Annotated in this window: 4 protein-coding genes and 1 pseudogene; all 5 read left to right on the forward strand. The window is 73.2% G+C overall.

Features of this window, described 5'->3' with window-relative positions:
- Window positions 1-402: pseudogene (locus tag ACOJUF_RS23500) on the forward strand (type I glutamate--ammonia ligase); the annotation flags it as partial.
- 256 nt (window positions 403-658) lie between these two features.
- Window positions 659-1414: an HAD-IIA family hydrolase gene (locus ACOJUF_RS23505; RefSeq protein ID WP_420124235.1), complete on the forward strand. Its 756-nt coding sequence runs from the start codon at window positions 659-661 to the stop codon at window positions 1412-1414.
- 3 nt (window positions 1415-1417) lie between these two features.
- Window positions 1418-2467 carry an iron-containing alcohol dehydrogenase family protein gene (locus ACOJUF_RS23510; protein WP_420124232.1) on the forward strand — a complete coding sequence of 350 codons (1050 nt, stop codon included), beginning with the start codon at window positions 1418-1420 and terminating at the stop codon, window positions 2465-2467.
- A gap of 33 nt (window positions 2468-2500) precedes the next feature.
- Window positions 2501-2788 (forward strand): YciI family protein, encoded by a 288-nt coding sequence (locus tag ACOJUF_RS23515; RefSeq protein WP_420124233.1) that lies wholly within the window; start codon window positions 2501-2503, stop codon window positions 2786-2788.
- Window positions 2789-3001: 213 nt separating this feature from the next.
- A partial coding sequence (locus tag ACOJUF_RS23520; RefSeq protein ID WP_420124234.1) for an AAA family ATPase occupies window positions 3002-5192 on the forward strand: 2191 nt, incomplete at its 3' end.

The raw sequence follows: 5192 nt of genomic DNA on the forward strand, positions 1-5192 counted from the left end.
CGGAACCGCTCGGCCTGCATCCGCATCCCGCTGACCGGCACCAACGCCAAGGCCAAGCGCATCGAGTTCCGCTGCCCCGACCCGTCGTCGAACCCGTACCTGGCGTTCTCGGCGATGATGATGGCCGGCCTGGACGGCATCAAGAACAAGATCGAGCCGCCGGCCCCGGTCGACAAGGACCTGTACGAGCTGCCGCCGGACGAGGCCGCCAACATCCCGCAGGTGCCGTCCTCGATGGCCGCCGTCATCGACCGGCTCGAGCAGGACCACGACTACCTGCTCGAGGGCGGCGTGTTCACCGAGGACCTGATCGAGATGTGGATCAACCTCAAGCGCGAGGAGATCGACGCCGTGCGGCTGCGCCCGCACCCCTACGAGTTCGACATGTACTTCGACATCTGATCGACGGCTGACCGGCAGCCGGTATCGGCACGACGCCCCCGGACCCGCACGGGTCCGGGGGCGTTCGCCGTCCCGGGGCCGGCCGCCCCCGGGTCGGCCGTTCCCGGGGCCGGCGCTTCCCGGGGTCGGGACCTTCGGCCCGCGCGCCGGACCGGCCGACTGACTACGCTCGGAAACGATTCAGAGATCGCGGTCACCCGGTCACCAGGCCATCAGGAGGACGAACGTGGGACGCCAGCTCGGCATCATCTCGGACATGGACGGGGTGATCTACCGGGGCAAGCAGGCCGTCCCCGGCGCCGCAGAGTTCATCGACCGGCTACGGGCTCGTGGCGTCGGCTTCGTGTTCCTGACCAACAATTCCGAGCAGACCCCGCTGGATCTGGTCCGCAAGCTCGATGGGCTGGGCTTCACCGGGTTGACCGAGCAGAACTTCATCACCTCGGCGATGGCCACCGCGACGTTCCTGCACTCGCAGCGCCCGCACGGCACCGCCTACGTGATCGGCGGTGGCGCCCTGTCGGCGGAGCTGTACAAGGTCGGCTACTCCATCACCGACAGCGACCCCGACTACGTGGTGGTGGGCAAGACCGCCGGGTTCGCCTTCCCCCAGCTGCGCAAGGCGGCCAAGCTGATCGACAACGGCGCCCGGTTCATCGGCACCAACCCGGACATGGTCGACCCCGTCGAGGGGGGCACCGAACCGGCGGCCGGGGTGCTGCTCGCCTCGATCGAGGCGGCCACCGGCATGAAGCCCTACGTGGTGGGCAAGCCGAACTCGCTGATGATGATCTACGCGCGGGAGATGCTCGGGGTCGCCGCCGGCGACTGCGTGATGATCGGCGATCGGATGGACACCGACGTGGTCGGCGGCCTGGAGGCGGGGATGCGCACCTGCCTGGTGCTCTCCGGCGTGTCCGACGCGCAGACGGTCAACCGCTTCCCCTACCGGCCGACGTTCGTCTACGACAGCGTCGCCGACATCGACCCCGATCACCTGGCGCAGGGCTGAGGAATGGACATCCGCATCCCGTCCCTGTTGCGCATCAAGCCCGACGCCCTGTTCAAGCTCGGGAAGTACCTGCGCAAGAACGGCTTCGGCCGCATCGCGCTGATCTACGGCGAGGGCATCGAGGACCTGGTCGGCCGCAGCGTGCGCATCTCGCTCGACTCGTCCGAGATCACCGTGGTCCGCCGGGAGGTGGTGCGCAGCAACGACGTCGCCGACCTCATGACGGTGGCGTTCGACCTGCCACGCGGCACCCAGGCGGTGGTCGCGGTGGGCGGCGGCGTGGCCGTCGACGCCGGCAAGTACATCGGCTTCCTCAACCGGCTCCCGGTCATCGCGGTGCCGACGGCCATCTCCAACGACGGCTTCGCCTCCCCCGGGGCCAGCCTGCGGGTGGACGGGCGCCGGATCAGCGCCACGGCGGCGATCCCGTTCGGCGTGGTCATCGACACCGCCGTCATCGCCGGCTGCCCGCCGCGGTTCACCCTGTCCGGCATCGGCGACCTGATCTCCAAGTACAGCGCGATCGCCGACTGGAAGCTGGCCTACCACGCGACCGGCGAAGCCATCAACGACTTCTCGGTGATGATCGCGTTGCAGAGCGTGCAGAACCTGGTCACCCACCCGGTCAAGACGATCGACGACCTCGGCTTCCTGCAGCTGGTCTGCGGGGCGCTGGTGATGAGCGGCGTGGCGATGGAGGTGGCCGGATCGTCCCGGCCCGCCTCGGGCAGCGAACACCTCATCTCGCACGCCTACGAGCGGCTGGCTTCCCGCCCGCGGATGCACGGCGAGCAGGTCGGCGTGGCCACCATCGCCACCGGTTGGCTGCAGGGCGACCCCAGCCGGGACACCGTGCTGCACGTGCTCGAGGAGACCGGCTTCCTGGCCTCGATCCGGGCCGACCCGCTGGACCGGGCGGCGTTCCTGTCCGCGATCCGCGAGGCCCCGTCGGTCAAACCCGGCTACCACACCGTGCTCTCCGAGCCCGACGCGATCGACCGGCTGACCGGCCACGTCGAGCAGGACCCGCTCTGGCAGGATCTGCTGGCCTGAGCCGTCCCGAGCCCGCCCCCGTGAAGGAGCCCGATGCCCGTCTTCGCCGTGCACTACCGCTACGCCGACGACCGGCCCGACGAGCTGACCGAGCACCGGCCGGCCCACCGGGCCTTCCTGCGCGCGCTGTTCGACCGGGGCGTCGTCCTGGCCGCCGGCGCCTACCCGGAGGGGCCGGCCGGCGCCCTCCTCGTTTTCCGCGCCGACTCGGCCGAACAGGTGGCCCAGCTCCTGCAGGACGATCCCTTCCGCCAGCAGGAGCTGGTCACGGGCTGTGAAATCCGTCGTTGGGGCCTCGCGATGGGCCCCTGGACGGAGTAACTTCCTGGGTCGGAGTATCTCAGGGTCTGCACAGGACTCTTCGGTGTGCAGAACGCTCAAAACGCCCTGACCCAGGTGGTGGCGCGTGTCGACCGAACCCGGCCCGACCCCGGCCCCGGCCTGCCCGCTTGAGGTGAGACGACCGGTGATCACGGCCCCCCGGCGACGGCCCTGCGACGGCCGGTCACCCCGCACCGCCGGGGCGGTCCGCCCGTGACCCGGCCCGTCGTGCTCACCGAGAAACTGCGCCGGCCCGAGCCGTTCGGGCTGGGCCGCCGCCGGCTCGAGGAACTCCTGATCGCGCCGTCGGACAGCCGGCTGGACCTGGTGGTGGCCCCGCCCGGTTCGGGCAAGACGACGCTGCTGGCCCGGGTGGCCGCGGCCGTCATCGCCACCGGGGTGCCGGTGGCCTGGTACCGGGTGACCGCCGACGACCTGACCGAGCCGGCCTTCGTGGCGCACCTGGCCCGGGCCCTGGGCATCGAGCCGCCGCCCGATGCGGAGCACGGGATCGTCACCGACCTGCTCGAAGCGCTGGACACCCGGCCGGCCGCCCCCGCGATGGTGGTGTTCGACGACGTGCACGAGATCGCCGGGTCCGCCGCCGAGCGGGCCCTGGAGCAGTTCGTGCAGCTGCGCCCGCGGCAGCTGCGGGTCGTCATCGGCTCCCGCCGCCCGCCCGAGATGAACATCCCGCGGCTGCGGGTGTCCGGCCAGCTGCGCGAGATCGGAACGGACGACCTGCGGTTCCGGTCGTGGGAGGTCGAGGAGCTGTTCATCTCGGTGTTCCGGGAGCCGCTGTCCCCCGAATCGGCCGCCGCCCTGACCCGGCGCACCGGCGGCTGGGCCGCCGGCCTGCAGCTGTTCCACCTGGCCACCTCGGGGCGCAGCGCGGTCGACCGCGGCCGGGCCGTCGACGACCTGGGCGGCCGGTCCAAGCTGGTGCGCTCCTACCTGGCCAGCAATGTGCTGGCCGAGCTGCCCGAGGACCGCCGGCACTTCCTGCTGCGTACCTGCACCCTGGGCACGCTGACCGGTCCGCTGTGCGACGCGCTGCTGGGCACCACCGGCAGTTCGGTGATCCTGGACGAGCTGGAGCACCGCCAGCTGTTCACCTCCTCGGACGACGACGGCCAGACCTTCCGGTACCACGAGGTGCTGCGCACCCACCTGGAATGGGCCCTGGTGCAGGAGTACGGCGCGGCCGGCGCGCGGGAGTGGTACGCCCGCAGCGGCACCCTGCTCGAGTCGGTCGGCGACCGGCGGGCGGCCGTTCGCGCCTTCGCCCGGGCCGAGGACTGGGGGGCGGTCGGCCGGCTGCTGCAGATCGGCGGCACCGGGCCGGACGCCGGCGCGGCCGGCACCGATCTGCTGCTGCCCGCCGCCGTCGTCGCGCACGACCCGTGGCTCTCGCTGGCCCAGGCGCGCCGGTGGGTCCGCGAGGGGGCGCTGTCGGCGGCGGTCGACCGCTTCCGCCGGGCCGAGGACCTGCTCGACGAGCCGGACTTCCGGGACGCCTGCCGCCGGGAGCGGTCGGTGGCCGCGATGTGGGCCTCGACCGACGGGATGAGCTGGGCGGTGGACGGCCGCGGTGAGGCCCGCCACTGGTCGGTGCCGATCCGGCTGGCCACGCGGCGTCTCGTCGCCGCCCGGACGACCGGGGCCGACCCGACCCGGGGCGGTCGTGCCCACTCCGGCGCGGGCAGCAGCGGCCGCGCGGTCCCCGGCCCCGGCCCCGGCCGGCAGACTCCGCACCGGCTGGCCGCCGGCCTCATCGAGCTGCTCGGCGGGGAGTTCGCGGGCGCCCGCGACCTGCTCCAGTCCGTGCTGGCCGACCGGTCCGCGGAGTCCACCCACCGGCTGCTGGCCGACCTGGCCGTCGCCGTCGTCGATCTCGTCGGGCACCCGGCGATGGATCCGTCCGGCCGGCTCGGCCAGATCGCGCTGGACGCCGAGGTCGCCGGCCTGCCCTGGATCGCCCGGCTGGCCCGGGGCCTGGCCGAGTGCGCGCTGGCCGCGACCGAGCCGACGGCCTGGCGGCTGACCGCGTGCATCGCGCTGGTCGAAGAGTGCGAGGAGGCCGGCGACGACTGGGGCGCCGCCCTGCTCACCCTGGCCGCTGCCATCGCCGGCGTCGTCGCCGGAACCGGGATCGAGTCCGGCGGCGGGTTCGGGATCGCCGTCGGCGCCGATCCGGCCGCCGGGTCCGGGGCCGGCGGCCGGGGCCAGGGTGTGGTTGACGGTGCGTATGAGGGTGGCACCGACCCGGACGGCTTCGCGGCCGGGTTCGCCGACGCCGCCGCCCGGTTCCGGCGGCTGGACGCGGCGGTGCCGGCCCTGTGGGCCGAGGCGCTGCAGGCCTGCACGCTGGCCGGCCGGCACCTGCCCGGGGCCGCCGACCTCG

The organism is Nakamurella sp. (genome assembly GCF_048594475.1).
Classification (GTDB): Bacteria; Actinomycetota; Actinomycetes; order Mycobacteriales; family Nakamurellaceae; genus Nakamurella.

Excerpts from the sequence above, each read along its gene's own strand:
- ACOJUF_RS23505 (WP_420124235.1), top strand. The coding sequence starts at position 659 with ATGGACGGGGTGATCTACCGGGGCAAGCAGGCCGTCCCCGGCGCCGCA.
- ACOJUF_RS23510 (WP_420124232.1), top strand. The coding sequence starts at position 1,418 with ATGGACATCCGCATCCCGTCCCTGTTGCGCATCAAGCCCGACGCCCTG.
- ACOJUF_RS23515 (WP_420124233.1), top strand. The coding sequence starts at position 2,501 with ATGCCCGTCTTCGCCGTGCACTACCGCTACGCCGACGACCGGCCCGAC.